Below are 24994 nucleotides of genomic sequence, written 5' to 3'. Positions count from 1 at the left end.
CGGGGAGAGTTCAAATTTTCGAGGCGGCTGGTGCCGCCATCCAGCAGAAACTCTGAATCATTGCCCCGCGTCGGCAGTCGACCGGATGAACCCACCTGACGGAGAGCCGTGATGCCCCAGCCAGACGACCCGAAACACCGGCCACAGGCCGAGATCGACGATACCGAGGACCGCATGGGCAGCGTCCGCGAACTGGACTTCAGCGACCGTCACGACGAGCGCGAGGGACGGGCCGGCGATGAGCGCCCGGCCCAGGAGGTGGCCCAGGACTACCCGCCGCGGCGGGTGGCCGAAAGCGGCATGAGCGGTGGCGAGGCCCTGAGCGACAGCTTGCACGAGGACAACGTCACCCTCGACGACCTGAGCCCCGACACCCTCCATGACCAGAGCGGCGCCCGCGACCCCCGTGAGCCGGGCGGCAGCGGGGGGCCGGCGGACAAGACCCTGCGCCGGGTCGAGGAGCGCGAGATCGGCGGCGGCATCGGCCTGGACGAGGCCGAGCTGGCCCGCTCCGCGCCCCTCGACGGCGAACCCTGGACCGACCGGGTATCGCCGGTGGAAGGGGATGACGATGATCGAGAAAGGAGCTGAGCATGAGCGAGCAACGTTGTGCCTGTAACCATTGTTCCTGCACGGTGGACGCCAATGCCCTGTTGCAGGATGGCAAGGCGTACTGCTGCGAGGCCTGCGCCACCGGCCACCGCAACGGCGAGCCGTGCCGCATGGCCGACTGCAAGTGTGGTGAAGCGGTGCAGCCAAGGGAAGCCAACGTGGACAATGCGCTGGACGAGACCTTTCCGGCGAGCGACCCGATATCGCCGTGATGTACCTGGGGGCTGGTGCGCTTGGGGCTGCAAAGCGGCCCCAACTGCTCGACCGACCAATGGCGTCAGATAAAACGAACGGGCCCCCGGCGCCTTTCATCCAACCAGGTGTGATGACAGCGACTTTCCCGAGGGAGACGACGATGACCCCTGACTCGAGGCAACAAGGCGGCATGCACCCGAACGCCCCGACACCACCTGACGGCCCGATCGACCCAGAACGGCCCGATATACCCGACCCTGACGAAGATCCGCTGATGAACGAGGAGGAGGGCGGTGGCAGGGAAGACGATGACCCTCGCGCGGTGAGCCAGGAACGCAAGTGGGTCGAGTCGTACCCTGGCACCTGCGCCCGCGACAAGGCCAGGCCCAAACCCGACTAGCGACTGGCCAACACCTGGCCCTCGCCCGACCGTCCGATTCCGCGCTCGGGCCGGCCAACGGCGGTTGCGTCCTGCTGGCCTTGCGCTATGGTGCCACTACCGACACGTATAAGACTAAAGTCGTAGGAGGCGGCATGAGAATTCGCGGTGACGTTTACTGGTCTTGGGCAGACCCGACCCTTCATCATCGGACACACGACGAGACACTCGACGACGGTACCTGCATCGATGTGCGGGTGAGACTGTCGCGTACAGGCGCCACGCAGATGTTCATCGGCGTCTATGCGCCATCCGGCATGGCGATGCACGAGGAGGCGTTCGACTCCCGTCCGGGCGAGTCGATGACCCGGGCCCTGGCCTGGGGCGTCGGGCGCGCCAGGCGGATCGTCAACGATGCTGCGCTGCAGACGCCGAGGTCCCCGGCCAATATCGAGGTGGCCGTTGCCTGCACTGGTAGGTAGGAACCTTCTGCCGGGCGGCGGGGTGCGATGCTTTCAGTCGCAACTGCCGCCCGAACCACTGTCACCGCTGTCACTGGAAGCGCTGGGGCAGTGACTATGCAATCTGACGGTGTTACGCGTACAGTCCCTCGGAATCGTTTCTTGCCGAGGAGTCCGTCATGTCCTGCGCCTTCACCCTGATGCAATCGCCCGTCGGCACCTTGACGCTGGTGGCGCGGGGCGAGCGGCTGGCTGCCGTGCTGTGGGAGGCGGAGCGGGAGAACCGGGTGCGCCTGGGCGAGCTGCACCGGGACGATAGCCACCCCGTGCTGGTGGAAACCGCCCGCCAGTTGGGCGAGTACTTCGCCGGCCAGCGTCAGCGCTTCGAACTGGACCTGGACTTCGCCGGCACCGACTTCCAGCGCCAGGTGTGGGCGGCGCTGTTGACCATCCCCTTCGGCGAAACCCGCAGCTACAGCGAGATCGCCCGGCAGATCGGCAGCCCCAGCGCCGTGCGGGCGGTCGGCGCGGCCAATGGGCGCAACCCGATCTCGATCATCGCCCCGTGTCACCGGGTGATCGGCGCCTCGGGCAGCCTCACCGGTTTTGCCGGTGGCCTGCCGGCCAAGCAGTACTTGCTCGCCCTGGAGGGGCGGCAGAGCCTGGCGCTGGACTTCTAGTCGCCGGCGGCTTCACTCCAGCCAGGCCAGCAGCAGGCAGGCCAGCGCCGCCACCAGGGTACCGGCCGCCAGGCTGTAGCGCCGATGGGCACGCCGGGCGTGCTGCTCCACCTCACGCAGGTACTGGCCAGGCGGCGGGGCGTCCGGGCGGTGGCGCAGCCCCTCGGCGATGTCGGCCAGGCGCCCGCGGATCAGCAGGCCGGTCAGGTAATAGGTGCAGGCATAGCTGGCCAAGGTCGTCAGCAGGTATTTCATGCTGGCAGGTCATCCAGTGGCAGGGCTTGGGCGCTGGCCAGCGAGGTGTCCAGCAGGAGCAACCCCTGCGCGTGCCCATCCAGCGCTGCCAGCAATCGCCCCCGATCGTCCCAGGCGGCGCAATGGCCAGCGCCGACGAAAGTGTCTGCCGGGCCGACGCAGTTGGCCAGCAACACCGGCATGCCAAGGCGCCGGGCCACCTCGGGATAGTGCGTGAACCCTTCTTCGATCCCCTTGGCGGTCTTGGCCACGCTGGCCAGGTAGATGTCTGCGCCCATCGACCTGGCCTGTTCGGCATGCTCGAAGAACATCGACTCGTAGCAGATCGCCGGCGCGACATGCCGGTCGCCGAGGGGAAAGACCAGGGGACGGTCGCCTGCGACGAAAAAGGGCAGTTCATCGCTGTGCAGGCGCTGCTTGGCATAGGCCAGGCGCGGCGCGTGCGGGCGCAGGATCGGCAGGCCGATGTGCACCCCATCTGCCGCCGGTAGCGGCAGCCCGACCGCCACGTTGACGCCATGGCGATCGCACAAGGCTTGCAGGGGATCGAGCAACGCCGAATCGGCGGGGTGCGCCAGTTGGCGGGCGAGGGAGGGTTCGTAGCCCGTCAGGGACAGTTCGGGAAAGGCCACCAACTGCGCGCCCAACTCGACGGCGCGCTCGATGCAGTGCAGGTGACGGCGCAGGTTGCCTGGCAGATCGCCCTTGCGGCTGGCCAGTTGTACGGCGCATAGCTTCATGGTGCTTCCATCCCTGGTGAAGGCGAACGGCAGAGGATACCCCCGGCCGGGTCGCCTGCACCAGCGGCCATCGCGTCGGGCTCAGGAGGCCGGAAGCGGCGCGAAGCGTTGGCGGAACCAGTCGTCGAGCATGGCCTTTTCCGCATACAGGCGGTCGCTGCTGCTGGCCTGGCGGCCCGGGCGGCTGAGGTACATCTTGTCGCTGACCCGCTCCTGGGCCTGGCGATCCGGCTGCCCAGGCTGGCTCAGGGTGTAGCTCAGGTCGATGCTCGGCCAGGTGATCTCGCGCATGAAGCGCACGTCGTAGGCGCGGCCGTGCCAGGGCTCGTAGCGGCCGGCCAGGTCGATGTCGCTGATGGCGATGCGCAGCTGCTGGCCAGGCTGCAGGTAGCGCTGGCCGAGCTTCTGCAGGTGCTGGGTCAGGCTTTTCATGACGTAGGCATCGGCGCCACGCTCGTAGCCCTGGCTATCGAGGCTGGCATCGCGGAATTTCTCGGGATGGTCGAAACGGACCTCGACCTGCGCGGTCGGGGTGCCTTGTGCCATGCTGTCGAATGCCAGCACCATCAGCACGGTACAAGCGAGGGCGGTACGCATGATGCACCTCCGGTGGCGGACTGCTTTGCCCCTCTATTCTACGCCTGACGCTGGCCAGCTAGCAGAGGATCGATGCCATGAACCGTTTCAGGCGGGTAGCCGCCAATACAAGGGGACGCGACCTGGCGGTGGGCGATATCCATGGCCATTTCGCCCGCCTGCGGCAGTGCCTGGACACGCTGGGCTTCGACCCCGAGGTCGACCGGCTGTTCAGCGTCGGCGACCTGGTGGACCGCGGCCCGGACAGCCTGCAGGCCCTGGACTGGCTGGCCCGCCCCTGGTTCTACGCGGTACAGGGCAACCACGAGGCGCTGGCGATCAATCACCTGCGCGGCGGCCGGCTCGACCTGGACATGTACCGCGCCGCCGGTGGCGGTTGGTTCCTCGACCTGCCCAGGGCCGACCAGCAGCGTTATGTCGAGGGATTTGCCTCCATGCCTATCGGCATGGAGGTGCAGACCGCCGACGGGCTGGTCGGCCTGCTGCATGCCGACAGCCCGTTCGCCGACTGGCCGACGCTGCGCGCGCGCTTGCAGGCGGCGGACGACCCCGCGGTGCGTGAGGTCTGCCAGTGGTCGCGACGTCGCCTGCGCGAAGGCGATACCCAGCCGGTCGAGGGGCTGCGGGCCCTGTTGGTGGGGCACACGCCGGTGGTGCGGGCCAAGCGCCTGGGCAATGTCTGGCACCTGGACACTGGCGGTTGGAGCAGCGGATTCTTCAGCCTGATGGCACTGGACTCCCTGGAGCTGGTCAGCCCAGTAGCAGGTGCATGAGCACGGCGGCTGCGAGCAACATCAACATGGCGCCCGATGCCCGTTCCAGCCAGGGCAGGGCCCGGGCGAAGCGACGCAGCACCCGCTGGTTGCCGATGGCAACGGCCACCAGCAAGTCCCAGAGCAGGACGATGGCGAACATCCAGCTGCCGTAGGCCAGTTTCCAGGCCGCGCTGCTGCTGGCGACCATGCTCGCCAGGCTGGCGTAGAACAGGGCGTTCTTCGGGTTGAGGATGCCGGAGGCGAAGCCCATGCCCAGGCTCTGCAGCCAGCCGTGGGCTGCCTGGGCGCGGCGCTCGGCGGCGGGTACTAGGTTGCTGTGGCCCGCGTGCCGTAGGAACAGCGCACCGATGTACAGCAGGTAGGCGCAGCCGGCCAGTTGCAGGGCAATGAACAGGGCGGTGCCGTCATGCAGGGCCGACATGCCTGTGAAGGCGGCGCCGATGAACAGGCCATTGGCCAGGGCGATGCCCAGGCAGGCACCGCTGGCCACGCGCCAGCCGGCAGTGGCCGAGGTGCGGGCGACCAGGAAGAAGTCGGGGCCGGGGGACAGCAGGGCGAGGAAGTGGACGGTGGCGACGATCAGGAACTGCTCCATGGGGGCGGGCTTCTGTGGCAAGGGACGAAAGCCGCAGTCTGTCGCTGGGGGCCCAGTGGCGTATTGAAGATTATTGCGGGGTAGGGGACATTGCCGGTGCAGTTCCTTCTTTGGGGCTGCCTCGCGCCCCAGCAATTGCCAACCCCCTACGCTGTTAACTGACGCCCTGCCGATAATGTCCTGGCGTCACCCCCGCATGGGCCTTGAACACCCGCTGGAAATGGCTCTGGTCAGCGAACCCCAAGCGATAGGCGACATCCGACAGCGCCAGGCCCTGGCGCAGCAGCTCGCGGGCCTGGTTGATCCGGGCATTGAGCAAGTACGCATGAGGCGTCATCCCCGTGGCGGCCCGGAAGGTGCGGATCAGCTGGTAACGACCCAGGCCGGCCAGCTCCGCCAGCCGGGCGAGGCTCAGGTCCGCCTGGCTGTCCACCTGGATACGCTCGATCAGGCCGCGCAGGGCCTGCAGGTCCTGCGCCGGCACCGGTGCGGCGTCGAGGGTGGGGCAGGCGGCGAAGTCATGGTCACCGATGAACGCCACCAGCGCCGCTTCCTTTTCCGCCGGGCTGGCAGCGGAAAAAAGCAGCGCGTTGAGCCGGCAGAACTGACGATACAACGCCGCCGAGCGGGTGATACGTGCTGGCGCCCCCGGTTCGCCCGCCGCCACCCCCGACTCCAGCCGCAGGCGGCGCAGCCAGTCGGCATCCAGGTGCAGCATCTGGTAGCTCCAGGCCCGGCCCGGTTCGGGGTTGCAGGCATGCACCCGCTGCGCCGGCACCAGCACCAGGGTGCCGGGTGTGAGGCGCTGCCGGCCGGCACCGGCGCCACTGAAATGGCTGGCGCCGGCGTCGACCGCGCCGATGGAGAAGGTCGGGTGGCTGTGGGCCTTGTAGCAGGCCCGGCTGTGGCAGGCGCGGCGGCTTTCCACGAAGGGCAGGGCCGGGTCGCGCCAGAGTTCGCTGTGGGTCGAGGGCATGAGGGGCCTGCTTGCCGGTTGCCGGGACGTGCAGTCTAGCCCCGAAGCCACTGTTACGGCCATTCGCTGCACGACTGTGCTTGACGTGGAGGGTGCCCAACGCGAGGCTGCTGTCGTTTCCATGGAGAACGATGATGGACCTGTCGAGCCTGCTGCTATTCATCCCCGCCTGCTTCGCCCTGAACATGGCGCCGGGGCCCAACAACCTGCTGTCCCTGCACAACGCCAGCCGCTATGGCTTGCGCACTGCCTGTGTCGCCGGCGGCGGGCGGATCCTCGCCTTCAGCGGCATGATCGCCCTGGCCGCCATGGGCCTGGCGGTGGTGCTGCACACCAGCGAATACCTGTTCCTGGCGATCAAGGTGGTGGGCGCCGCCTACCTGTTCTACATCGCCTGGCAATTGTGGCGCGCGCCAGTGGGCGAAGCCGTGGTGGCTGGTGACCATCCACGGGGCACCTGGCGCCTGGCGCGCCAGGAGTTCTGGGTGGCGGCGGGCAATCCGAAAGCCATCCTGATCTTCACCGCCTTCCTGCCGCAGTTCGTGTCCGTCGGCAGCGCTACGCCGGTAAGCGAGCAGTTCCTCTGGCTGGGCGTGCTGTTCCTGCTGCTGGAGTGGGCCGCCATCGCCCTCTATTCCGGCCTGGGCGCTTATCTGCAGCGCTGGTTCAGCCGCCCGAGGCCACGCCGGTTGTTCAACCGGGTCAGCGCGTCGCTGCTCGGTTGTGCCGGGCTGGGGCTGTTGGCGGCGCGGCGCTGAGGGTCAGTCGCGGTAGAAGGTCTGCACCAGGTGGTAGCCGAACTTGGTCTTGATCGGGCCGTGCACCACGCGCAAGGCCTTCTTGAAGATCACTTGGTCGATGGCGCCCACCAACTGGCCGGGGCGCACCTCGCCCAGGTCGCCGCCACGCTTGGCCGACGGGCAGGTGGAGAACTTCTTCGCCAGCACGTCGAAGGCCTCGCCCTTGGCGAGGCGTTGCTTGAGCTGTTCGGCTTCGGCAGCGGTCTTGACCAGGATGTGGCGGGCTTGAGCTTTCATGGGGTACCTGTGCTTCGGGCGAAAAAGGGCGCCATTATGCCTGATCGCGCAGCTCCGCGCGGTCGCGGAACTGTTCCAGGGCCTCGGGGTTGGCCAGGGCATCGGTATTGTTCACCGGCAAGCCATGGACCACGTTGCGGATCGCCAGCTCCACCAGCTTGCCGCTGATGGTGCGCGGGATGTCGCTGACCTGGACGATCACCGCCGGCACGTGGCGCGGTGTGGTGTACTGGCGGATGACCTGGCGGATGCGCTGGCGCAACGCATCGTCGAGCTGCAGGCCCTCGCGCAGGCGGACGAACAGGACCACGCGCACGTCGCCCTTCCAGTCCTGGCCGATGGCCACGCTTTCCAGCACCTGCTCGACCTTTTCCACCTGCCGGTAGATCTCCGCCGTGCCGATGCGCACGCCGCCGGGGTTGAGCACGGCGTCGGAGCGGCCATGGATCACCCAGCCGCCGCTCGGACGCTCCTCGGCATAGTCGCCCTGGGCCCAGATGCCGGGGTACTGGCTGAAATAGGCATCGCGGTAGCGGCTGCCGTCCTGGTCGCCCCAGAAGCCCAGCGGCATGCAAGGGAAGTTGCGGGTACAGACCAGCTCGCCTTTCTCACCGGTCACCGGCTGGCCGTGCTCGTTCCACACCTCGACCGCCATGCCCAGCCCCTTGCACTGGATCTCGCCACGGCGCACCGGCAGCAGCGGGTTGCCGAGCACGAAGCAGGAAACGATGTCGGTACCGCCGGACATCGAGGCCAGGCACAGGTCGGCCTTGATCCTGCCGTAGACATAGTCGTAGCTGTGGGGCGACAGCGGCGAGCCGGTGGACATGAGCAGGCGCAGGCTGCCGAGGCGGTGGCTGCGGGCCGGTTCCAGGCCTTCCTGCTCAAGGGCGGCCAGGTATTTGGCGCTGGTGCCGAAGGCCTGGATGCCTTCGGCGTCGATCAAATCGAGCAGGCGCTCGGGGCCGGGATGGAAGGGCGAGCCGTCGTACAGCACCAGAGTGGCGCCGACCGCCAGGCCGCTGGCCAGCCAGTTCCACATCATCCAACCGCAGGTGGTGTAGTAGAACAGCACGTCGTTGGCCTTGAGGTCGTTGTGCAGGCCGTGTTCCTTCAAGTGCTGCAGCAGCACCCCGCCCGCACGGTGGACGATGCACTTGGGCACGCCGGTGGTACCGCTCGAATAGAGGATGTACAGCGGATGGTCGAAGGGCAGCGCCACGAAGCGCGGTTCGCCGCCGGGCTGGAAAAAGTCCTGCCACAGGCTGACACGCGGCGCGTGGAACTCCTCGGGGCGTGTCTGCGTACGGGTATGGGGCACGACCAGCAGGTGTTCCAGGCCGGGCAACTGGGCGGTGACCTGGTTGATCTTCTCCACCTGGTCGATGGTCTTGCCGGCGTACTGGTAACCGGCACAGGCGATCAGCAGTTTCGGCGCGATTTGGCCGAAGCGGTCGATGATCCCGTGCAGGCCGAACTCCGGCGACGAGCTGGACCAGATCGCCCCGAGGCTGCTGCAGGCGAGCATGGCCACCAGGGTTTCCCAGGTGTTGGGCATCACCGCCGCGACCCGGTCGCCGACCTGGATGCCCGCTGCCTGGAGCGCCTTCTGCAGCCCGGCGACCTGGGCGGCCAGCTGGGCGTGGGTAAGTACCTGACGGGTGCCGTCCTCGCGCACGGCGACCAGCGCCGGGCGGTCATCGCGCCGGTGCAGCAGGTGTTCGGCGTAGTTCAGGGTGGCCCCGACGAACCACTGAGCCTCGGGCATGCCTGGGCCTTCGTCCAGGACCTGGGTCGCAGGTGTGTGCCAGTTGACGTGAAAATACTCGGCGAGGGCCTGCCAGAAGGCCGGGCGCTGCTCGACGCTCCAGCGGTGCAGCGCGGCATAGTCGTTGAGCTGGAGGTTGAACCGCAGGTTGACCCGGCGGCGGAAGGCATCCATCCGGCTGGCCTCGACCTGCGCCGTGGTGGGGCGCCAGAGCACATCGTTCATGCCGAAACCTCCAATGCAATCGCAGGGCTTGCCCTAATGCTAGTCGGTCAAGCGCCCCTAAATGGCCGGATGCTCGCGCTTATTCAACTTTAGCCTTTTGCACATCCTCCGACGCCGACCACACCCGATAGCGCACCTCGACGCCCTCCGGCACGTACACCACCACGGGCAGCTTGCTGTTGTAGCGCAGCATGAAACCCTCGCCGACCACCGGCACGAAGGCCTCGGTCTGCTTGCCGTCGGGGCAGGCCATCAGGGTGGTGGCCGGACCGCCGACCTTTTCCAGGCGGTAGTAGCTGTAGCCCCAGCCTTCCAGGGTGTGCTCCTGGAGGCTGCCGGCCAGGCGCTGGCGGTTGCAGTCGACCATCAGGGTCTTGCCGGCCAGGATCTCCAACTGGTGCGCTGACTCGTCGGTTTGTGCCGGCAAGTGGATGACCTGGCGGGTGAAGCCTTTTTCTGCATCGGGATAGGGCGCGACGTCCTTGAGTTCGGCAGCCATCGCCGGTACGGCGCTGGCCAGGGTCAGGGAAAGGATTGCGGTGAATGGGATTGGGCGCATGGGGCCTCCTTGCAGATAAACGGATGCAAGACCGTGCCAGGCCCCGGCCGGCCCTTATTGGGCCAGCCAGCCGCCATCGACGTTCCAGGCGGCGCCGCGGACCTGGCTTCCGGCCTCGCTGCAGAGGAACAATACCAGTTCGCCGAGGTGCTGGGGTGTCACGAAGTCCAGCGAGGGCTGTTTTTCGGCCAACAGCTCACGCTGTGCCTGCTGCGCATCGCCGCTGGCCGCGGCGCGGTCGTCGATCTGTTTCTGCACCAGCGGCGTGAGTACCCAGCCTGGGCAAATGGCGTTGCAGGTGACGTTGCTGGTGGCGGCTTCCAGGCCGACCACCTTGGTCAGGCCCACCACCCCATGCTTGGCCGCCACGTAGGCGGCCTTGCCGGTGGAGCCGACCAGGCCATGCACCGAAGCGATGTTGACGATCCGCCCCCAGTTGCGCGCCCGCATGCCGGGCAGCGCCAGGCGGGTGCCATGGAACACCGCCGAGAGGTTGAGGGCGATGATCTTGTCCCAGGTCTCGACCGGGAACTGCTCCACCGGCGCCACGTGCTGGATGCCCGCGTTGTTGACCAGGATGTCGATACCGCCGAACTCGCGCTCGGCGAGGGCGAACAGCGCCTCGATCTGGGCCAGCTCGGACAGGTCCGCCGGGTGGTGGGCGACCTTGACGCCGTGGCGGGCGATGTCGGCGAGCGCTGGGGCCGGGTCACCGAAGCCGTTGAGCAGGATGTTCGCGCCCGCCGCGGCCAGCACCTGGGCGATGCCCAGGCCGATGCCACTGGTGGAACCGGTGACGAGTGCGGTCTTGCCTTTGAGTGTCATGCAGGAAGCTCCTTAGACGATGCCGGTGGCGTAGAAGGTGGCGATGACCACGAATACCGCCAGGGTCTTGATCAGGGTAATGCCGAAAATGTCCTTGTAGGCCTCGCGGTGGGTCAGCCCGGTCACGGCCAGCAGGGTGATCACCGCGCCGTTGTGCGGCAGGGTGTCCATGCCGCCGCTGGCCATGGCCGCCACCCGGTGCAGCACTTCGAGGGGAATGCCCGCGGCATTGGCGGCGGCGATGAAACTGTCGCTCATGGCTGCCAGGGCGATGCTCATGCCACCGGAGGCGGAGCCGGTGATGCCCGCCAGCAGGGTCACGGTGATCGCCTCGTTGACCAGCGGGTTGGGGATGCCGCGCAAGGCATCGGCCAGCACCAAAAAGCCCGGCAGCGAGGCGATCACCGCACCGAAGCCGTATTCCGAGGCGGTGTTCATCGCCGCCAGCAAGGCGCCGCCGACCGCGCTGCGGGTGCCGTCGGCCAGGCGCTGGCGGATGCTGCCGAAGGCGCACACCAGCACCATCAGGATGCCCACCAGCAGCGCCGCCTGTACTGCCCAGATGGCGGTCAGCTTGGCCACGTCGCTCTGCACCGGCGCGCTCATGCCCGGTAACTGCAGGGTGTGGCTGGCGCCGTACCACTGGGGGATCCAGTGGGTGAACAGCAGGTTCATCACGCCCACCAGGATCAGCGGCGAGAGGGCCAGCCAGGGGTTGGGCAGGGCTAGGTCTTCGGCGGTCTCGGGTTCGTTGCGCAGGTTCTTGCCGTAGCCTTCGCCGGCCCGCTGGGCCTTGTTGCGCTGGCGTTGCAGGTAGAGCATGCCGGTGCAGAACACGAACAGCGTGCCGATCAGCCCCAGCCAGGGCGCGGCCCAGGCGGTGGTGTTGAAGAAGGTGCTGGGGATGATGTTCTGGATCTGCGGGGTGCCGGGCAGGGCGTCCATGGTGAAGGAGAACGCACCCAGGGCGATGGTCGCCGGGATCAGGCGCTTGGGGATGTCGCTCTGGCGGAACATCTCGGCGGCGAACGGGTACACCGCGAACACCACCACGAACAGCGAGACGCCGCCATAGGTGAGCAGCGCGCAGACCAGCACGATCACCAGCATGGCCTGGCGAGTGCCGAGCAGACGGATGGCGGCGGCGACGATCGAGCGCGAGAAGCCCGACAGTTCGATGAGCTTGCCGAATACCGCGCCGAGCAGGAACACCGGGAAGTACAGCTTGATGAAACCGACCATCTTTTCCATGAACACCCCGGTGAAGGCGGGCGCCACGGCGGACGGGTCGGTGAGCAGGACAGCGCCGAGGGCGGCGATGGGGGCGAAGAGGATCACGCTGTAGCCACGGTAGGCGGCCAGCATCAGCAGGGCCAAGGCGGCGAGGGCGATGAGCACGGTCATCGGGGAAGATCTCCTGGAGTGGGTCTTGTTTTTATCGGTGGCCGGGAGATAGCGGGAATCGTGCCAATTAATTAACTATATGATTTAAAAGGATTTTTACTGATTCGCCGAAAGGTGTGTCTCTGATTGGAGACCGGAGTCGCCTGCTTCGCGGGCAAGCCCGCCTCCATAGGGCCCTGCAAACCGCATCCTTTGTGTCCGGCTCGACCCCTGTGGAAGCCGGCTTGCCGGCGATGGGGCGTTAAGCGCCCCCAAGATCCGGCCCGGTCTCTATTTGGAGACGAACGTCTCTCTATTGAGACGAAACCCCCAGCGCCACCATCTTCTTGTACAGCGTAGAACGCCCCAACCCCAGCAACTTCGCAGCCTGCGGCACATTCCCGGCACACCCTGCCAATGCCTCGGCAATCAACGTGCGCTCGAACGCTTCACAGGCTTCCCGGTAGCCCAGCCGAACAGGCTCAACCGGCTCCAGCGGGCTCAACGGCCCGAGCGCCGAGCGCAGGTCGGTGGCTGTCAGCCGTGGCTGGTCGGCCAGCAAGGTCGCCCGCTCCAGCACGTTGCGCAGCTCGCGGATGTTCCCAGGCCACGCATGCCGGCCCAGTAACGCCAGGGCCTCGGGCTCCAGTTCGTACTGGCTGCCCAGTTCGGCGAGGATCGCCTCGCACAGGGCCGGCAGGTCCTCGAGGCGCTCGCGCAGCGGCGGTACCTGGATCGGCAGCACGTTGAGGCGGTAGTACAGGTCGGCGCGGAAGCTGCCACGGGCCATGGCGGCCTGCAGGTCGATAGAGGTGGCGGCGATGATCCGTACATCGCTGCGCAGCATCTGGTTGGAGCCTACCGGCTCGTACTCCTTCTCCTGCAGCACGCGCAACAGCTTGCTCTGCAGGGCCAGGGGCATGTCACCGATCTCGTCGAGAAACAGCGTGCCGCCTTCGGCCAGTTGCAGCTTGCCGCTGCGGCCCTTGCGGTCGGCGCCGGTGAAGGCGCCGGGTGCGGTGCCGAAGAACTCGGCCTCCAGCAAGGTCTCCGGGATCGCCGCGCTGTTGATGCTGACGAACGCCTTGTGCGCCCGTGGCGAGGCGGCGTGGATGGCATGGGCCAGCAGTTCCTTGCCGGTACCGGTCTCGCCCAGCAGCAACACTGGCGAGTCGCTACCCGCGCCACGCCGGGCCCGGCGCTTGGCCTCGAGGCTGGCGGCACTGCTGCCGACGAACTGGGCGAAGCTGTACTTGGCCTGTCGGGCGCGCAACTGCGAGCGCGTCGAGGCCAGTTCCTGCTGCATGCTCGAATAGCGCTTGAGCAGGGGCGAGAGGCTGCGCAGCTCGTCGAACAGGGCGAAGCCGATGGCGCCGATCAGCGTGCCCTGGTCGTCGTGGATCGGCAGGCGCATGACCACCAGCGGCTCGTTGGCCGTGTCGAGCATGTCGAGCAGGATCGGCCGGCCGTTGCTGACCACCTCGCGCATCAGGCTGCCGGGGATCACCGCCTCGCAGGGCTGGCCGATGGCACTGGCGGCGTCGGCCAGGCCGAAACGCCGGGCGTAGCGCTCGTTCATCCAGACGATGCGTGCCTGGCGGTCGACGATCACCGTGCCCTCGCTGGACTGTTCGATGATCTCGAACAGCGAGCGGATCGCCAGTTGCCGTACCTGGGGGTAGTCCTTGAGGCTGTCGCTTTCGTGCATGGGGTGGGCCTGTGGATGGCAGAGGCTGGATGATGAGTGTGGTCTGTGGGGCACTGACAACCTACCCCCGTGGATCGAACGCCTCGCGCATCGCATCGCCGATGAACACCAGCAACGACAAGATCAGCGCCAGGGCAAAGAAAGCGGTGAACCCCAGCCACGGCGCTTCCAGGTGCTGCTTGCCCTGGGTCACCAACTCGCCCAGCGAAGCGCTGCCGGCCGGCATGCCGAAGCCCAGGAAGTCCAGGGCGGTGAGGGTGGTGATGGCGCCGGTGAGCATGAATGGCACATAGGTTAGCGTGGCGTTCATGGCATTGGGCAGGATGTGCCGCAGCATCACCTGGCCATCCGCCAGCCCCAGGGCGCGGGCGGCCTTGACGTACTCCAGGTTGCGCCCCCGGAGGAACTCGGCGCGCACCACATCCACCAGCGCCAGCCAGGAGAACAGCGCCATGATCCCCAGCAACCACCAGAAATCCGGCTCGACGAAGCCGCTGAGGATGATCAGCAGGTACAGCACCGGCAGCCCCGACCACACCTCCAGCAAGCGCTGGCCGAGCAGGTCGACCCAGCCGCCATGGTAGCCCTGCAGGGCGCCGGCGGTGACGCCGATCAACACGCTCACCACGGTCAGGGCGAAGGCGAACAGCAGCGACACCCGTGTGCCGTACAGCACCCGCGCTAGCACGTCGCGGCCCTGGTCGTCGGTGCCCAGCCAGTTGCTCGCGTTCGGCGGGCTGGGCGTGGGCACCTGCAGGTCGTAGTTGGGCGTGTCGGCGCTGAACGGGATCGGCGCGAACAGCATCCAGCCCCCCTGGCCCTCGATCAACTGACGCACGTAGACACTGCGGTAGTCTGGCTGGAACGGCAACTGCCCGCCGAACTGCTGCTCGGTGTAGCGCTTGAGCGCCGGGGTGTAGAGCTCGCCCTGGTACGACAGCAACAGCGGCTTGTCGTTGGCCACCAGCTCCGCGCCGAGGCTCAACAGCAGCAGGCCGGCGAACAGCCACAGCGAGATCCAGCCCCGACGGTTGCGCCGAAAGCGCTGCAGGCGACGGCGGGCGATGGGCGACAGCATCAGTGCGCCCTCGTGTCGAAGTCGATGCGCGGATCGAGCAGGGTGTAGGCCAGATCGCCGAGCAGGCGGATCAACAGCCCCGCCAGGGTGAAGATGAACAAGGTGCCGAACACCACCGGATAATCCCGCGATACCGCTGCTTCGTAACTCATGCGCCCCAGGCCGTCGAGGGAGAAGATCACTTCGATCAGCAGGGAGCCGGCGAAGAACACCGTGATCAGCGCCTGGGGCAGGCCGGCCACCACCAGCAGCATGGCATTGCGCAGCACATGGCCATACAGCACCCGGCGCTCGCTCAGGCCCTTGGCCCGGGCGGTGACCACGTACTGGCGGGATATCTCATCGAGGAAGGCGTTCTTGGTCAGCAGGGTGAGGGTGGCGAAGCCGCCGATCACCAGGGCGCCGACCGGCAGCACCAGGTGCCAGAAGTAGTCGGCGAGCTTGCCCAGCAGGCTCAGCTGGTCGAAGTTGTCCGAGACCAGACCGCGCACCGGGAACCAGTTCAGCGAGGTGCCACCGGCGAACAGCACGATCAGCAACAGGGCGAACAGGAACGAGGGCAGGGCATAGCCGATCACGATCAGCGCGCTGCTCCAGGCGTCGAAGCGGCTGCCATGGTGCACCGCTTTGCGGATGCCCAGAGGGATGGACACCAGGTAGGTGATGAGCGTGGCCCAGAAGCCCAGCGACAGGGTCACCGGCAGTTTCTCCAGGATCAGGTCGGTGACCTTGGCACCACGGAAGAAGCTCTTGCCGAAGTCCAGCCGTGCGTATTGGCCGAGCATCAGCCACAGGCGCTCGGGGGCGGACTTGTCGAAGCCGTACTGGCGTTCGATCTGCGCGATCAGTTTCGGGTCCAGGCCGCGGCTGGCCCGGGACTCGCCGTGCACGGCTTCGCTGCGCGCGCCGGGTGCGCCGCCGCCGATGCCTTGCAGGCGCGCCACCGCCTGCTCCACCGGGCCACCCGGTGCGGCCTGGACGATGGCGAAGTTGACCAGCAGGATCGCCAGCAGGGTCGGCACGATCAGCAGCAGGCGGCGCAGGATGTAGGCGGTCATGGCGCAGTCTTCCGGCGTTCGGCCATCTGCTGGTTGGTCAGCGCCGTCGGGCTGACTTCCCACCAGGTGTCCAGGCCCTCGTCATAGGCGGCCTGCACCTTGGGCAGGCCGAAGCGGTTCCACCAGACCGTCGAGCTGCCCGGCGGATAGTAGTTGGGGATCCAGTAGTAGTTCCACTGCAGCACCCGATCCAGAGCGCGGGCGTGACGCAGCATGGCGGCCTGGCTGTCGGCGCGGACCAGGCCATCGAGGAGCCTGTCCACGGCCGGGTCGCGCAGCACCATCAGGTTGTTCGAGCCAGGGTCGGTGGCTGCCGCCGAGCCGAAGTAATTGTACAGCTCGGCGCCCGGCGACAGGGTGACCGGGTAGCCGGTGACGATCATGTCGTAGTCGCGGGCCATCAGGCGGTTGATGTACTGGGCCGAGTCGACGTTGCGAATGTTCAGGGTGATGCCGATCTGCGCCAGGTTGCGCTTCCAGGGCAGCACCAGGCGTTCCAGCCCGGCCTGGCCGTTGAGGAAGGTGAAGCTCAGGGGCTCGCCTTGGGCGTTGACCAAGCGATCGCCCTCGGGCCGCCAACCGGCGGACTGCAGCAGCGCCAGGGCCTGCAGCTGCTGAGGGCGGATAATGCCCGAACCGTCGGTGACCGGCGCCGTGAACACCTGCTCGAAGACCTCTTCGGGCACCTGGCCACGCAGCGGTTCGAGCAGCTTGAGTTCCTCGGCGTCGGGCAGCGCGCGGGCGGCCAACGGGGTATTGGAGAACACGCTCTGCTGGCGGATGTACAGGTTGCGCATCATCTGCCGGTTGCTCCACTCGAAGTCCCAGAGCATGGCCAAGGCCTGGCGTACGCGGCGGTCCTGGAACAGCGGCTTGCTGAGATTGAACACGAAGCCCTGGGCGTTCTGCGGCTTGGCCGGGCCGAGGTGGGCGCGTTGCAGGCGGCCGTCGTCGAGGGCTGCGCCGTTGTAGCCGATGGTATAGGCGGTGGCGGAGAATTCGCGGTTGTAGTCGTAGCCACCGCCGCGCAGGACCTGGCGCGCCACCTCGGTGTCGCCGAAGTATTCGATGCGGATGCGCTCGAAGTTGTAGCGCCCGCGGTTGACCGGCAGGTCCTTGGCCCACCAGTGGGGATCGCGTTCGAAGGTGATGCTGCGGCCGTTGTCGATCCGCCCGATGCGGTAGGGGCCACTGCCCACCGGCTTGTCGAAGCCGGCACCGCTGGCGAAGTCGCGCGTCTGCCAGTCGTGTTCGGGCAGCACCGGCAGGCTGGCCAGGTCCAGGGGCAGGGTGCGGCCATGGGGCTGCCTGAAGTCGAAGCGCACCTGCCGTGGGTTTTCGACGGTCACCTTGGCGACGTCGGCGAACTGGGTGCGGAACTTGAGGCTGCCCTTGCTCATCAGCAGCTCGAAGGTGAAGCGCACGTCCTCGGCGCGCACCGGCTTGCCATCGGCGAAGGTGGCGCGCGGGTCGATCTCCAGGCGCAGCCAGGCATCGCCGGGGCCGCGCTCCATGCGTCGGGCGATCAGGCCGTAGACGGTGTAGGGCTCGTCATAGGCACGCACCGCCAACGGCGCATAGAGCCAGCCATCGACCTCGCTGACGCCGATGCCTTGGTCGATGTACGGCAGGATGTGGTCGAACTGGCCGATCTCCACCGCCGAACGACGCAGGCTGCCGCCCTTGGGGGCGTCGGGGTTGACGTAGTCGAAGTGGCGGAAGGATTCGGGGTAGCGCGGGGCTTGGCCATAGACGGTGAGGGCGTGGCTGGGCGTGGCCTGGGCGGTGATGGCCATGCACAGCAGTGTAAGGCAGGTCAGGAGCCGCAAGCAGCATTGCGCCTGCCCTGCAGCCCATCGCCGGCAAGCCGGCTCCCACAGGGGCCAGTGGCGTTCACGAATCATCTGCCATGCAGCGCATGCTGTGGGAGCCGGCTTGCCGGCGATGGGGCGCGAAGCAGCCCCAGATGGCCGCTTGGCTGGCCGGCATGGGAGCGGGCCCGCCCCCACGGGAGACAGCACCGGCAACGGTGAATCAGTCCTGGCGGCTGGTCACTTCCAACAGGTGGTAGCCGAACTGGGTCTTGACCGGGCCTTGCACGGTGTTGAGCGGGGCGCTGAACACGACGGTGTCGAACTCGCGGACCATCTGGCCCGGGCCGAACGAGCCCAGGTCGCCGCCCTGGCGGCTGGACGGGCAGGTGGAGTTGGCTTTGGCGACTTCGGCGAAGTCGGCACCCGCTTCGATCTGCGCTTTCAGTTCGTTGCACTTCTCTTCGGTGCTGACCAGGATGTGGCGGGCAGTGGCTCGGGCCATGGGAAACTACTCCTTGGGTGAAAAAGGCAAGCCTAGCGCACTTGTCCGCGAAATGTCTCGCAAGGCTTGCCACAAGATACCTACAAGCGTTCCGCAGCCTGGCGCAGCAGCGCCTCGGTCGAACGCCAGCCCAGGCAGCCGTCGGTGATCGACACGCCATACTTCAACGGGCCCTTGCCCAGGGCTTGGCAGCCGTCGAACAGATGGCTCTCGAGCATCACCCCGACGATCGAGCGATCGCCCGCCAGGCGCTGGCCCAGCACATCCTCGAACACCGCTGGCTGGCGCGCCGGGTCCTTGCCGCTGTTGGCGTGGCTGCAATCGACCATGATCCGCGCCGCCAGCCCGGCCTTGACCAGGCCCTGGCGCGCCTGGGCGATGCTCGCCGCATCGTGGTTCGGGCCCTGGTGGCCGCCGCGCAGCACCAGGTGGGTATCGGGGTTGCCCAGGGTCTCGATGATCGCCGGGTAGCCCTGGGCATCCATGCCGAAATGGCGATGCGGGTGGGCGGCGCTGCGCATGGCGTCGCAGGCGATACCCACGCTGCCGTCGGTGCCGTTCTTGAAGCCAACCGGCAGCGCCAGGCCGCTGACCATCTCGCGGTGGATCTGCGACTCGGTGGTGCGCGCGCCAATGGCGGCCCAGCCGAGCAGGTCGTCGAAGTAGCCAGCGGCCATCGGCTGCAGCAGTTCGGTGGCGACCGGCAGGCCGCGCTCGAGCATGCCCAGCATCAGCCCGCGGGACAGGGCGATGCCGGCGTGCATGTCGTCGCTGCCGTCCAGGTGCGGATCGTATGCCAGGCCTTTCCAGCCGACCGTGGTGCGGGGTTTCTCGACATAGGCGCGCATCACCAGCAGCAGCTTGTCGTCGACCTCACGGCTGAGCTGGGCAAGGCGGTCGGCGTATTCCAGGGCCGAGCGTGGGTCGTGGATCGAACACGGGCCGACGATCACCAGCAGACGTGGGTCGCGGCCTTCGAGGATGGCGCGGATGGCCTGGCGCTGGGCGTGGACCTGCTGGGCGAGTTCGTTGGCGAGTGGCATCTGCTGCTTGAGCAGGTGGGGGCTGGGCAGACGCTGGCTGACGGCGGTGTTGGCAGCCTGGGGCTGGTTCAGGGGCAGGGCGAGCGAAGAGGATTGCATGGCGTTTTTCCCTGGGCGGACGGCGGGTTCGGGCCCGCGCGGTCGGCCCTATCGAGGTGTTCGACAAATATTCGGAGTGCTGTGCACAGCGTTGCCACCAGTGGTCGACCGAACGGAGGCGGCAGGCTGGCCCGAACGGGATTGGCTAAATCGCCAGGCGTAGGTGTCGGCGTAGGAGTAGGTGGCGTAGTTCATGGATCTGTCCTCGGTATGAATCGGTGTTTTTTCAGGCCCTGGAAACGCAAAACCCCCAGTCGGGGGGCCGACCGGGGGTTTGAGTATTCTCGTGTTCGGCGGCCCCTCGAAGGTGGGCGCCGTGTGGGTATCAGCGGCGCCTAGTGGCTAAACCAATACCCAAAATAAAAGCTGGCAACGACCTGGCGACCGGCAACGGCCAGCACTGGGCGCGGGGTGCGACCGGTGTGGTTGGCGTGGTTGCGAAGGCTGTGGGTCATGATGCTCTCCAGTGAATGGTCCCGAGCTTACTGCACCTTTAGCGTTGCGTTCAATGGATAAATGCTATGGCGTTGATTGGCAGCTGCAAGCTGCAAGAAAAAGCAGACGGCGCCTGTACGAGCCGAGCACAGCCCTGACATTCTGCGCCGATCAGCTTGTAGCTTGCAGCTCGGTTAAAGCGGGTAGTGCTTCAGCTCCCGCGCGATCAGCATCCGCTGGATCTCGCTCGAGCCTTCGTAGATCTGGGTGATCCGTGCGTCCCGGTAGTAGCGCTCCACCGGATAGTCCTCCAGGTAGCCATACCCGCCATGCACCTGGATCGCCATGGAACACACCCGCTCGGCCATCTCAGAGGCGAACAGCTTGGCCTGGGACGCCTCGGACAGGCATGGCTTGCCGGCACTGCGCAGGCGCGCGGCATGCAGGATCAGCAAGCGTGCGGCATTGACCTGGACCTGCATGTCGGCCAACAGGTTGGCGATGCTCTGGTGCTCGGCGATCGGCTTGCCGAACTGCACGCGATCGCGGGCGTAGGCCAAGGCCGCCTCGAACGCGGCACGGGCGATCCCCAGCGCCTGGGCGGCGATGCCGATGCGCCCACCCTCGAGGTTGGACAGGGCGATGGCCAGGCCCTTGCCGCGCTCGCCGAGCAGGTTGGCGGCGGGGATGCGGCAGTCGTCCAGGGTCACCGCGCAGGTGTCGGAGGCGCGGATGCCCATCTTGTGCTCGCTGCGGTCGACCTTGAAGCCCGGGTTGTCGGTGGGTACCAGGAAGGCCGACAGGCCCTTCTTGCCCAGCTCCGGGTCAGTGACCGCGAAGACGATCGCCAGTCCCGCGCGGCGGGCATTGCTGACGAACTGCTTGGCCCCGTTGATCACCCAGTGGCCATCCACCAGCTCGGCGCGGGTCCGCAGGTTGTGGGCCTCGGAGCCGGCCTGGGGCTCGGTCAGGCAGAAACAGCCGATCACCTCGCCACTGGCCAGGCGTGGCAGCCAGGCCTGCTGCTGCTCGGGTGTGCCGTAGGCCAGCAGCGGGCCGCAACCCACCGAGTTGTGGATGCTCATCAGGGCACCGGTGGCACCATCGCCTGCCGCGATTTCCTCCACCGCCAGGGCGTAGGCGACATAGTCGGTGTAGCTACCGCCGAAGTCCTCCGGCACGATCATGCCGAGCAGGCCCAGCTCACCCATCTTGCGCACCACGCCATCGTCGATCCAGCCGGCCTTCTCCCAGGCCTGGGCATGGGGCGCGATCTCGCCACGGGCGAAGTCCCGGGCCATGTCGCGGATCATGATCTGTTCTTCGCTCAGTTCCACGTCTTGCATCTGTGTACTCCCCGGCTCACAGGCCTTCGAAGAATTGTTCGACCCGCTGGCGCGTCAGCCCGGCGAGGGTCGGCGGGTTCCAGCGTGGCTGCTTGTCCTTGTCGATGATCAGGGCGCGCACGCCCTCGATGATGTCGCCATGCGCGAACCACTGGCGATCCAGGTGCAGTTCCATGGCGAAGCACTCCTCCAGGCCCAGGTGCCGGCCACGGCGCAGCATCTCCAGGGTAACCGCCATGGCCAGGGGCGAGCGGCTTTCCAGCTGGTCGGCAGTGGCCAGGGCCCAGGGATGGCTGTCGCCGATGCTCACGGCGCGCAGTTGCTCGATGATGCTGGGCAGGTCGGGCAGGGCGAAGAAGTGGTCGATCACCGGGCGCAGCTTGGCCAGGGGCGCATCGTCCAGCACCTGGGTGCCGAGCTTGGCGAGCAGCCCCTGCAAGTCCTTGAGCGGATGGTCGCTGAAGCTCAGGCGGTCGAGGGCGGCATCCAGGGCGGTGATCTTCTCGCTGGGCAGGTACCAGTCGGCCAGGCCGCAGTACAACGCATCGGCAGCCTGGACCTGGGTACCGCTGACCCCGAGGTAGGTACCCAGCTCCCCTGGCAGGCGCGAGAGGAAGTAGCTGCCGCCTACGTCGGGGAAGTAGCCGATGGCCACCTCCGGCATGCCCAGGCGGCTGCGTTCGGTGACCACGCGCAGGTCGGCGCCCTGGGCCAGGCCCATGCCGCCGCCCAGGGTGAAGCCGTCCATCAGCACCAGCACCGGCTTGCGGTAGCGGTGGATGCACAGGTCCAGGGCGTATTCCTCGACGAAGAAGGTGCTGTGCAAGGCATTGCCGGCCTTGAAGCTGTCGTGCAGCGAGCGGATGTCGCCACCGGCGCAGAAGCCCTTGGGGCCTTCGCCGCGCAGCACCACGGCATGCACCTGCGGATCCTGCGCCCAGTGGTCGAAGTGCTGCTGCAGGCTGCGCACCATGTCGAGGGTCAGGGCATTGAGGCCGGCGGGGCGGTTGAGGGTGAGGTGGCCAATGTGGTTGCGAACTTCGGCCAGGACATGCTCCGTTGCCGAGGTTTGAGCGTGCGCGGTCATCGCGTTCTCCCTGCTTTGTTATTGATTTTCCAAGTGAAGTCTGGAGTTCGCTGGAGGATCGCAGGATCCTGGCATGCGAATTTGCGCGGCACAATCGGCAAATCTGCAGGGTGTTCCTGCATTTTTGCCTTATGGGTGCCGCCTCCGGACCGGGTATTGCCACTTTAGCCCTGTGACACGGGCGAACAAGGTACTACTTTCGTGGATAGGCCATCGGGATGGTGGGCTGCTCCGTTCGATCGGAGCGGCCTGCGCCGGCTCACCCTGAAGGGTGATGGTCGAGCCGTGCGCTGCGTGAAACAATCCTGGCCACGATAACCCTGGCGGGGAACAAGAACATGAGCAAAGACCGGCTGAAATCGCCCGACTGGTACGCGCAGATGGCCCGTGTCATCGATGCCATCGGTACGCCCGGCTTCGTCGAGGCCCTGTTCGCCGCGCTCAACTGCCTGGCCCCCTCCCAGGCCATCACCGTCTTCCTCTACCCACGCAAGGGGCTGCCTTCGGCGCTGTTCGAGAAGGACGAAGAAGGGCCCTGGCTGCCCGAGGGCAATGTGCAGAAGTACCTCGACGGCTACTACCTGCTGTGCCCGTTCTACCGCGCCTGCATGGACGGCATCGCACCCGGTTGCTATCGCCTGAGCGATGTCGCCCCCGACCATTTCAAGCGCAGCGAGTACTACCTGTCGTTCTACCAGCACGCGCACCTGGAGGACGAACTCAACTACATCGTCCCCCTCGGTGCGCACCTGTCCATCGCCGTGGCCCTGGGCAGCACCCGGCGCCTGGCCAGCCAGCAGGTCGGCGACCTCAAGTGCGTGGCCCCCTGGGTGCAGGCGGTGGTGCAGCGGCACTGGGGGCGCCTGGATGCCGACGCGTTGGGCGGACGCTTCGAAAGCGCCCTGGGCCGGCAGATCAACGCGGCGCTGAACAACTTCGGTTCGTCCTTGCTGACCGAGCGCGAGTGCCGCGTCGCCCAGTACCTGCTGCGCGGCCACTCGACCCGCTCCCTGGCCGAGCGCCTGGGCATCAGCGAAGACACGGTCAAGACCCACCGCAAGAACCTCTACACCAAGCTGGACATCGCCAAGCAGTCCGAGCTGTTCTCCTTGTTCATCGACGCCCTGGCCCAGGCCCAGGAAGGCTTGAGCAAGGACCCGCTGGAAAGTTACCTGCGAAGGCGCTGAGCCACCGCGTCACCTTACCCGAACCACCACAACGACCGGCCGCCGCGGCGGCCGGCAGGGAGTCCTGCGTGCATACATTGAGCGATTGGCAGCAGCGTGCTGCACGGCAAAGCTTCATCGACACGGCCCTGATCGACGGCCGCCCCGTGGCCGCCCGCTCGGGCGTCACCTTCGAGGCGATCAACCCGGCGACCAACCAGCTACTGGCCCAGGTCGCCGCCTGCGGCGAGGCGGAGATCGACCAGGCGGTGCGCGTGGCCCGTCGCGCCTTCGAACAGGGGCCTTGGGCACGCATGGCGCCGACGGCGCGCAAGCGCGTACTGCTGCGCCTGGCCGAGCTGATGCTGGCCCACCGCGAGGAACTGGCGCTGCTCGATTCGCTGAACATGGGCAAGCCGGTGATGGATGCCTACAACATCGACGTGCCCGGCGCGGCCAATGTCTTCGCCTGGTACGGCGAGGCGCTGGACAAGCTCTACGACCAGGTGGCGCCCACCGCTGCCGACGCCCTGGCCACCATCACCCGTGAGGCCCTGGGTGTGGTCGGCGCGGTGGTGCCGTGGAACTTTCCGCTGGACATGGCCGCCTGGAAGGTCGCCCCGGCGCTGGCCGCCGGCAACAGCGTGGTGCTCAAGCCGGCCGAGCAATCGCCGTTCTCGGCCCTGCGCCTGGCCGAGCTGGCCCTGGAGGCCGGGCTGCCCGAGGGCGTGCTGAACGTGGTACCCGGCCTGGGCGAGCAGGCCGGGCGTGCGCTGGGCCTGCACCCGGACGTGGATTGCCTGGTGTTCACCGGCTCCACCCAGGTGGGCAAGTACTTCATGCAGTATTCGGCGCAATCCAACCTCAAGCAGGTGTGGCTGGAATGCGGCGGCAAGAGCCCGAACCTGGTGTTCGACGACTGCCGCGACCTGGACCTGGCGGCCGAAAAGGCGGCCTTCGGCATCTTCTTCAACCAGGGCGAGGTGTGCTCGGCCAACTCCCGGCTGTACGTGCAGCGCTCGATCCACGACGCATTCGTCGAGCGCCTGCTGGCCAAGGCCCGCGACTGGCTGCCGGGCGACCCGCTGGACCCGGCCAGCCGCGCCGGGGCCATCGTCGATGCCGGGCAGAGCGCCCGTATCTGCGCCGCCATCGAACAGGCCAGGGCCGACGGTGCACGCCTGCTGTGCGGCGGTGAGCGCCTGCGTATCAACGGCTCGGACAACTTCATCGCCCCGACCGTGTTCAGCGACGTGCAGCCGGGCATGGCCCTGGCCCGCGAGGAGATCTTCGGCCCGGTGCTGGCGATCAGCGCCTTCGACGACGAGGACGAAGCCGTGCGCCAGGCTAACGACAGCGTCTACGGCCTGGCCGCCTCGGTGTGGAGCGACGACCTCAACCGTGCCCATCGCGTGGCTCGGCGCCTGAAGGCCGGCACCGTGTCGGTCAACACCGTCGATGCCCTGGACGTGGCGGTGCCCTTCGGCGGCGGCCGCCAGTCCGGCTTCGGTCGCGACCTCTCGCTGCACGCCTTCGACAAATACACCCAACTGAAGACCACCTGGTTCCAACTGCGCTGATACCCCTCCACGGAG

General features: G+C 67.2%; 27 protein-coding genes. 9 read left to right on the top strand and 18 right to left on the bottom strand.

The window, feature by feature from the left end:
• Positions 1 to 111 precede the first annotated feature (111 nt).
• The 5 genes from ABFA30_RS22355 to ABFA30_RS22335 all read left to right on the top strand — a co-directional run bounded on the left by ABFA30_RS22355 (position 112) and on the right by ABFA30_RS22335 (position 2327).
• Positions 112 to 591: a phosphotransferase system, HPr-related protein gene (locus ABFA30_RS22355; RefSeq protein ID WP_410045960.1), complete on the top strand. Its 480-nt coding sequence runs from the start codon at positions 112 to 114 to the stop codon at positions 589 to 591.
• Positions 592 to 593: 2 nt separating this feature from the next.
• A complete protein-coding gene (locus ABFA30_RS22350) occupies positions 594 to 824 on the top strand; it encodes a metallothionein (RefSeq protein WP_225787854.1) in 231 nt (76 codons plus the stop codon).
• A gap of 143 nt (positions 825 to 967) precedes the next feature.
• On the top strand, positions 968 to 1207 hold the full coding sequence (locus ABFA30_RS22345) for a hypothetical protein (RefSeq protein WP_253080141.1): 240 nt from the start codon (positions 968 to 970) through the stop codon (positions 1205 to 1207).
• Positions 1208 to 1341: 134 nt separating this feature from the next.
• Positions 1342 to 1668 carry a hypothetical protein gene (locus tag ABFA30_RS22340; protein WP_410045959.1) on the top strand — a complete coding sequence of 109 codons (327 nt, stop codon included), beginning with the start codon at positions 1342 to 1344 and terminating at the stop codon, positions 1666 to 1668.
• Positions 1669 to 1826: 158 nt separating this feature from the next.
• Entirely contained in the window at positions 1827 to 2327 is a 501-nt protein-coding gene (locus tag ABFA30_RS22335; RefSeq protein ID WP_253080139.1) for a methylated-DNA--[protein]-cysteine S-methyltransferase, read from the top strand.
• 12 nt (positions 2328 to 2339) lie between these two features.
• Here the strand turns inward: ABFA30_RS22335 and ABFA30_RS22330 are convergent, their stop codons facing one another.
• The 3 genes from ABFA30_RS22330 to ABFA30_RS22320 all read right to left on the bottom strand — a co-directional run bounded on the left by ABFA30_RS22330 (position 2340) and on the right by ABFA30_RS22320 (position 3919).
• Positions 2340 to 2582, bottom strand: coding sequence for a hypothetical protein (locus ABFA30_RS22330; RefSeq protein ID WP_225787850.1), 243 nt, complete (start codon positions 2580 to 2582; stop codon positions 2340 to 2342).
• Positions 2579 to 3322 (bottom strand): carbon-nitrogen hydrolase family protein, encoded by a 744-nt coding sequence (locus tag ABFA30_RS22325; protein WP_225787849.1) that lies wholly within the window; start codon positions 3320 to 3322, stop codon positions 2579 to 2581. Before ABFA30_RS22325 ends, ABFA30_RS22330 begins: the two co-directional genes overlap by 4 nt.
• 81 nt (positions 3323 to 3403) lie before the next feature.
• Positions 3404 to 3919, bottom strand: a complete 516-nt coding sequence (locus ABFA30_RS22320; RefSeq protein ID WP_225787848.1) for a DUF3016 domain-containing protein — start codon at positions 3917 to 3919, stop codon at positions 3404 to 3406.
• 77 nt (positions 3920 to 3996) lie between these two features.
• On the opposite strand from ABFA30_RS22320, the gene ABFA30_RS22315 reads away from it, so the two are divergent.
• The gene (locus ABFA30_RS22315; RefSeq protein ID WP_253080137.1) at positions 3997 to 4692 is read left to right on the top strand and encodes a metallophosphoesterase; all 696 of its coding nucleotides are present in this window, start codon (positions 3997 to 3999) and stop codon (positions 4690 to 4692) included.
• On the opposite strand, the gene ABFA30_RS22310 is transcribed toward ABFA30_RS22315, so the two are convergent.
• Entirely contained in the window at positions 4670 to 5290 is a 621-nt protein-coding gene (locus ABFA30_RS22310) for a LysE family translocator (RefSeq protein ID WP_253080136.1), read from the bottom strand. The two genes, ABFA30_RS22315 and ABFA30_RS22310, sit on opposite strands and share 23 nt — an antisense overlap.
• A gap of 154 nt (positions 5291 to 5444) precedes the next feature.
• Positions 5445 to 6266 (bottom strand): AraC family transcriptional regulator, encoded by an 822-nt coding sequence (locus ABFA30_RS22305; RefSeq protein ID WP_253080135.1) that lies wholly within the window; start codon positions 6264 to 6266, stop codon positions 5445 to 5447.
• Positions 6267 to 6400: 134 nt separating this feature from the next.
• Here ABFA30_RS22305 and ABFA30_RS22300 point away from each other — a divergent pair, with 134 nt between their 5' ends.
• On the top strand, positions 6401 to 7024 hold the full coding sequence (locus ABFA30_RS22300; RefSeq protein ID WP_225787844.1) for a LysE family translocator: 624 nt from the start codon (positions 6401 to 6403) through the stop codon (positions 7022 to 7024).
• 3 nt (positions 7025 to 7027) lie between these two features.
• Here ABFA30_RS22300 and ABFA30_RS22295 read toward each other — a convergent pair whose 3' ends face one another.
• The 13 genes from ABFA30_RS22295 to ABFA30_RS22235 form a co-directional block, all read right to left on the bottom strand.
• Complete coding sequence (locus ABFA30_RS22295; protein WP_225787843.1) at positions 7028 to 7303, bottom strand: peptidylprolyl isomerase; 276 nt, start codon at positions 7301 to 7303, stop codon at positions 7028 to 7030.
• A 34-nt stretch (positions 7304 to 7337) separates the two neighbouring features.
• Positions 7338 to 9296, bottom strand: coding sequence for an acetoacetate--CoA ligase (locus ABFA30_RS22290; protein ID WP_410045958.1), 1959 nt, complete (start codon positions 9294 to 9296; stop codon positions 7338 to 7340).
• A gap of 79 nt (positions 9297 to 9375) precedes the next feature.
• Positions 9376 to 9855, bottom strand: coding sequence for a serine protease inhibitor ecotin (gene eco / locus ABFA30_RS22285; RefSeq protein WP_253090799.1), 480 nt, complete (start codon positions 9853 to 9855; stop codon positions 9376 to 9378).
• Between the two features lie 54 nt (positions 9856 to 9909).
• On the bottom strand, positions 9910 to 10680 hold the full coding sequence (gene hbdH, locus ABFA30_RS22280) for a 3-hydroxybutyrate dehydrogenase (protein WP_253080132.1): 771 nt from the start codon (positions 10678 to 10680) through the stop codon (positions 9910 to 9912).
• Between the two features lie 12 nt (positions 10681 to 10692).
• A complete protein-coding gene (locus ABFA30_RS22275) occupies positions 10693 to 12084 on the bottom strand; it encodes a GntP family permease (protein WP_225787839.1) in 1392 nt (463 codons plus the stop codon).
• Positions 12085 to 12376: 292 nt separating this feature from the next.
• Positions 12377 to 13771 (bottom strand): sigma-54 interaction domain-containing protein, encoded by a 1395-nt coding sequence (locus ABFA30_RS22270; RefSeq protein WP_253080130.1) that lies wholly within the window; start codon positions 13769 to 13771, stop codon positions 12377 to 12379.
• Between the two features lie 61 nt (positions 13772 to 13832).
• Complete coding sequence (locus tag ABFA30_RS22265) at positions 13833 to 14849, bottom strand: ABC transporter permease (protein WP_410045957.1); 1017 nt, start codon at positions 14847 to 14849, stop codon at positions 13833 to 13835.
• On the bottom strand, positions 14849 to 15907 hold the full coding sequence (locus tag ABFA30_RS22260; RefSeq protein WP_225787836.1) for a microcin C ABC transporter permease YejB: 1059 nt from the start codon (positions 15905 to 15907) through the stop codon (positions 14849 to 14851). Before ABFA30_RS22260 ends, ABFA30_RS22265 begins: the two co-directional genes overlap by 1 nt.
• Positions 15904 to 17703: an extracellular solute-binding protein gene (locus tag ABFA30_RS22255; protein WP_410046066.1), complete on the bottom strand. Its 1800-nt coding sequence runs from the start codon at positions 17701 to 17703 to the stop codon at positions 15904 to 15906. The genes ABFA30_RS22260 and ABFA30_RS22255 overlap by 4 nt, the downstream gene beginning before the upstream one ends.
• A gap of 238 nt (positions 17704 to 17941) precedes the next feature.
• Complete coding sequence (locus ABFA30_RS22250; RefSeq protein WP_225787834.1) at positions 17942 to 18223, bottom strand: peptidylprolyl isomerase; 282 nt, start codon at positions 18221 to 18223, stop codon at positions 17942 to 17944.
• 80 nt (positions 18224 to 18303) lie between these two features.
• A complete protein-coding gene (locus ABFA30_RS22245; protein WP_410045956.1) occupies positions 18304 to 19365 on the bottom strand; it encodes a 3-deoxy-7-phosphoheptulonate synthase in 1062 nt (353 codons plus the stop codon).
• A 629-nt stretch (positions 19366 to 19994) separates the two neighbouring features.
• Entirely contained in the window at positions 19995 to 21146 is a 1152-nt protein-coding gene (locus ABFA30_RS22240; RefSeq protein ID WP_253080126.1) for an acyl-CoA dehydrogenase family protein, read from the bottom strand.
• Positions 21147 to 21162: 16 nt separating this feature from the next.
• Positions 21163 to 22233: an enoyl-CoA hydratase/isomerase family protein gene (locus tag ABFA30_RS22235; RefSeq protein ID WP_225787831.1), complete on the bottom strand. Its 1071-nt coding sequence runs from the start codon at positions 22231 to 22233 to the stop codon at positions 21163 to 21165.
• 338 nt (positions 22234 to 22571) lie between these two features.
• On the opposite strand from ABFA30_RS22235, the gene ABFA30_RS22230 reads away from it, so the two are divergent.
• Entirely contained in the window at positions 22572 to 23420 is an 849-nt protein-coding gene (locus ABFA30_RS22230; protein WP_225787830.1) for a helix-turn-helix transcriptional regulator, read from the top strand.
• A 68-nt stretch (positions 23421 to 23488) separates the two neighbouring features.
• Positions 23489 to 24979, top strand: a complete 1491-nt coding sequence (locus ABFA30_RS22225) for an aldehyde dehydrogenase (protein ID WP_225787829.1) — start codon at positions 23489 to 23491, stop codon at positions 24977 to 24979.
• The last annotated feature ends 15 nt before the right edge of the window (positions 24980 to 24994 follow it).

It is taken from the genome of Pseudomonas sp. HLMP, assembly GCF_046365545.1.
GTDB lineage: Bacteria > Pseudomonadota > Gammaproteobacteria > Pseudomonadales > Pseudomonadaceae > Aquipseudomonas > Aquipseudomonas guariconensis_B.
This window is presented reverse-complemented; position numbering and strand designations above follow the sequence as displayed.

Bases quoted from the DNA above. Each gene is read 5' to 3' on its own strand.
- ABFA30_RS22355 (WP_410045960.1), top strand. From the start codon at position 112: ATGCCCCAGCCAGACGACCCGAAACACCGGCCACAGGCCGAGATCGAC.
- ABFA30_RS22350 (WP_225787854.1), top strand. From the start codon at position 594: ATGAGCGAGCAACGTTGTGCCTGTAACCATTGTTCCTGCACGGTGGAC.
- ABFA30_RS22345 (WP_253080141.1), top strand. From the start codon at position 968: ATGACCCCTGACTCGAGGCAACAAGGCGGCATGCACCCGAACGCCCCG.
- ABFA30_RS22340 (WP_410045959.1), top strand. From the start codon at position 1,342: ATGAGAATTCGCGGTGACGTTTACTGGTCTTGGGCAGACCCGACCCTT.
- ABFA30_RS22335 (WP_253080139.1), top strand. From the start codon at position 1,827: ATGTCCTGCGCCTTCACCCTGATGCAATCGCCCGTCGGCACCTTGACG.
- ABFA30_RS22330 (WP_225787850.1), bottom strand. From the start codon at position 2,582: ATGAAATACCTGCTGACGACCTTGGCCAGCTATGCCTGCACCTATTAC.
- ABFA30_RS22325 (WP_225787849.1), bottom strand. From the start codon at position 3,322: ATGAAGCTATGCGCCGTACAACTGGCCAGCCGCAAGGGCGATCTGCCA.
- ABFA30_RS22320 (WP_225787848.1), bottom strand. From the start codon at position 3,919: ATGCGTACCGCCCTCGCTTGTACCGTGCTGATGGTGCTGGCATTCGAC.
- ABFA30_RS22315 (WP_253080137.1), top strand. From the start codon at position 3,997: ATGAACCGTTTCAGGCGGGTAGCCGCCAATACAAGGGGACGCGACCTG.
- ABFA30_RS22310 (WP_253080136.1), bottom strand. From the start codon at position 5,290: ATGGAGCAGTTCCTGATCGTCGCCACCGTCCACTTCCTCGCCCTGCTG.
- ABFA30_RS22305 (WP_253080135.1), bottom strand. From the start codon at position 6,266: ATGCCCTCGACCCACAGCGAACTCTGGCGCGACCCGGCCCTGCCCTTC.
- ABFA30_RS22300 (WP_225787844.1), top strand. From the start codon at position 6,401: ATGGACCTGTCGAGCCTGCTGCTATTCATCCCCGCCTGCTTCGCCCTG.
- ABFA30_RS22295 (WP_225787843.1), bottom strand. From the start codon at position 7,303: ATGAAAGCTCAAGCCCGCCACATCCTGGTCAAGACCGCTGCCGAAGCC.
- ABFA30_RS22290 (WP_410045958.1), bottom strand. From the start codon at position 9,296: ATGAACGATGTGCTCTGGCGCCCCACCACGGCGCAGGTCGAGGCCAGC.
- eco (WP_253090799.1), bottom strand. From the start codon at position 9,855: ATGCGCCCAATCCCATTCACCGCAATCCTTTCCCTGACCCTGGCCAGC.
- hbdH (WP_253080132.1), bottom strand. From the start codon at position 10,680: ATGACACTCAAAGGCAAGACCGCACTCGTCACCGGTTCCACCAGTGGC.
- ABFA30_RS22275 (WP_225787839.1), bottom strand. From the start codon at position 12,084: ATGACCGTGCTCATCGCCCTCGCCGCCTTGGCCCTGCTGATGCTGGCC.
- ABFA30_RS22270 (WP_253080130.1), bottom strand. From the start codon at position 13,771: ATGCACGAAAGCGACAGCCTCAAGGACTACCCCCAGGTACGGCAACTG.
- ABFA30_RS22265 (WP_410045957.1), bottom strand. From the start codon at position 14,849: ATGCTGTCGCCCATCGCCCGCCGTCGCCTGCAGCGCTTTCGGCGCAAC.
- ABFA30_RS22260 (WP_225787836.1), bottom strand. From the start codon at position 15,907: ATGACCGCCTACATCCTGCGCCGCCTGCTGCTGATCGTGCCGACCCTG.
- ABFA30_RS22255 (WP_410046066.1), bottom strand. From the start codon at position 17,703: ATGGCCATCACCGCCCAGGCCACGCCCAGCCACGCCCTCACCGTCTAT.
- ABFA30_RS22250 (WP_225787834.1), bottom strand. From the start codon at position 18,223: ATGGCCCGAGCCACTGCCCGCCACATCCTGGTCAGCACCGAAGAGAAG.
- ABFA30_RS22245 (WP_410045956.1), bottom strand. From the start codon at position 19,365: ATGCAATCCTCTTCGCTCGCCCTGCCCCTGAACCAGCCCCAGGCTGCC.
- ABFA30_RS22240 (WP_253080126.1), bottom strand. From the start codon at position 21,146: ATGCAAGACGTGGAACTGAGCGAAGAACAGATCATGATCCGCGACATG.
- ABFA30_RS22235 (WP_225787831.1), bottom strand. From the start codon at position 22,233: ATGACCGCGCACGCTCAAACCTCGGCAACGGAGCATGTCCTGGCCGAA.
- ABFA30_RS22230 (WP_225787830.1), top strand. From the start codon at position 22,572: ATGAGCAAAGACCGGCTGAAATCGCCCGACTGGTACGCGCAGATGGCC.